Below are 2,251 nucleotides of genomic sequence, written 5' to 3'. Positions count from 1 at the left end.
GAATCGGACGAGGCCCCCCAACCTTCCGGCCTGATTCCCGAGGGCCATGTTTTGCCGTAGGCCCATGCCTCACCGATCAAAGGACCGCTCATGGCTCTAAATAGTGATCTAAAATCCCATACACCCGAGGAGTTGCCTGCCGAGAACGCTTTGGCAGCAACTCCCCGCAACGAAGAACCTGGAAGTGGAAAGAGGAGTAAAGCGGCCTTTAGTGTCTCCGAGGATGTAGACACCAACCCTGCTGTCCTCGATCCGGAGGACGGCGCCGCAGAACCACTGCCGGACGTCGAAGAGTACGAGCAGATCCTGGAAGAGCTGCGTCATGCCAAAACCGAGCAGGCCGTTTCGGCACGCCGGAATATCAAACTTACGCTCGACAAAGTCACCTTCGGGATCACTGGCGCCATAGCCATCGCCTTTGTTATCTGGGGATTTGCCGGCCGGGACAGCCTCGCCTCGTCCTCCACGGTTGCCCTGAATTGGGTCATGGAGTACACCGGCTGGCTCTTTATGGTCCTGGCTTCCCTGTTCGTAGTGTTCGTTCTGTGGCTGGCCCTGGGCAAGTTCGGCAATATCCCGCTGGGCAAGGACGGCGAGAAACCCGAATTCCGTACCGTCTCCTGGGTCGCGATGATGTTCGCCGCCGGCATGGGCATCGGACTGATGTTCTACGGTGTAGCCGAACCGCTCTACCACTACATCTCTCCCCCGCCCGGAACCGTGGACGGCCGCACCCCCGCAGCGATCCAGACGGCCATGGCCACCTCGATCTTCCACTGGACCCTGCACCCCTGGGCAATGTACGCAGTGGTCGGCATTGCCATGGCGTACGGCACCTACCGCCTCGGCCGCCGGCAACTGGTCTCCGCAGCCTTCACCTCACTTTTCGGCATCAGGATGGTGGAAGGCCCGCTCGGGAAGTTCATCAACATCCTGGCCATTTTCGCTACCCTCTTTGGCACAGCCGCTTCCCTGGGCCTCGGCGCCCTGCAGATCGGCAGCGGCATGACCTCCAACGGCTGGTTCGGCGAAGTCGGCACTCCCGTGCTTGTGGGGATCGTCGCCGTCCTGACCTTCTGCTTCGTCGCTTCGGCCGTCTCCGGCATCAGCCGCGGCATCCAGTGGCTCTCCAACATCAACATGGTCCTGGCCGTCGTCCTCGCACTCATCGTTTTCATTGCCGGTCCGACCCTGTTCATCCTCAACCTGATCCCGTCCGCCGTCGGCGACTACGCCCGCGACCTGGCCGAGATGTCGTCCCGGACCGAAGCAGTCGGCGATGAAGCCCTTCGGAGCTGGATGACCAGTTGGACCATCTTCTACTGGGCCTGGTGGATCTCCTGGACGCCCTTCGTAGGCATGTTTATTGCCCGCATCAGCCGCGGCCGCACCATCCGCCAGTTCGTCACCGGCGTGCTGCTGGTGCCCAGCGTCGTCAGCGTTATCTGGTTTGGTATCTTCGGCGGAGCCGCTTTCCATGTCCAGCAGGAAGCCGATAAGGCAGGCACGCCCGGGCTGGTAACAACGGCCGACGGAGTATCCTCCGTCAACTTCGACGGTGCACTCTTCGACCTGGTCAAGAACCTTGGCATGCCGGGCTGGCTTACTGCCGGCGTCATCGTGCTGGCCATGGTCCTGGTCGCGATCTTCTTTGTCACCGGCGCCGACGCCGCTTCCATCGTGATGGGATCACTCAGCTCCAACGGCGCCGAGCACCCCCGCCGCGGAGTGGTGATCTTCTGGGGCAGCCTCACCGGCGCCGTGGCGGCGGTCATGCTGCTGGCCGGCGGCGACGAACCCTCGGAAGCCCTGGCCGGCCTGCAACGCATCACCATCGTCGCAGCGCTACCGTTCATCCTCGTCATGCTCCTGCTCTGCTTTGCCCTCGCCAAGGACCTGCGTCGCGATCCCCTGTCCCTGCGACGGCGCCTGGCCACATCCGTCGTCGAACGGGCCATCAGGACTGGCGTGGAACAACACGGCGGCGTTCAATTCGACCTTGTGACAAAGCACGAGTGCGCTGATTCGTGTCCGGACCCGGACTCCAACCAAGGCGGCACCCACACAGGCAGCATCCCAACCGTCCAGACCCGACAGACAGACCGGGACAGCACATAGACCCACCCTCAGAAGCAACCCGCCCCGGTAGCACGCGGCTTCCCAGCCCGTGCCACCGGGGCACACTCACACCCCCACCCAGCAGCAAAGGCCATCACATGCACGATCACCACGATCAAAAACCGACTCTCCG

1 protein-coding gene is annotated in these 2,251 nt (G+C 62.7%); it reads left to right on the top strand.

The annotated features are described in order from the left end of the window. Nucleotides 1–90: 90 nt before the first annotated feature. Entirely contained in the window at nucleotides 91–2,118 is a 2,028-nt protein-coding gene (locus tag ACX80V_RS21790; RefSeq protein WP_485844901.1) for a BCCT family transporter, read from the top strand. The last annotated feature ends 133 nt before the right edge of the window (nucleotides 2,119–2,251 follow it).

Source organism: Pseudarthrobacter arbutini (assembly GCF_054510915.1).
The sequence above is the reverse complement of the archived record's forward strand: the minus strand, read 5'-3'. Positions and strand labels throughout refer to the sequence as shown.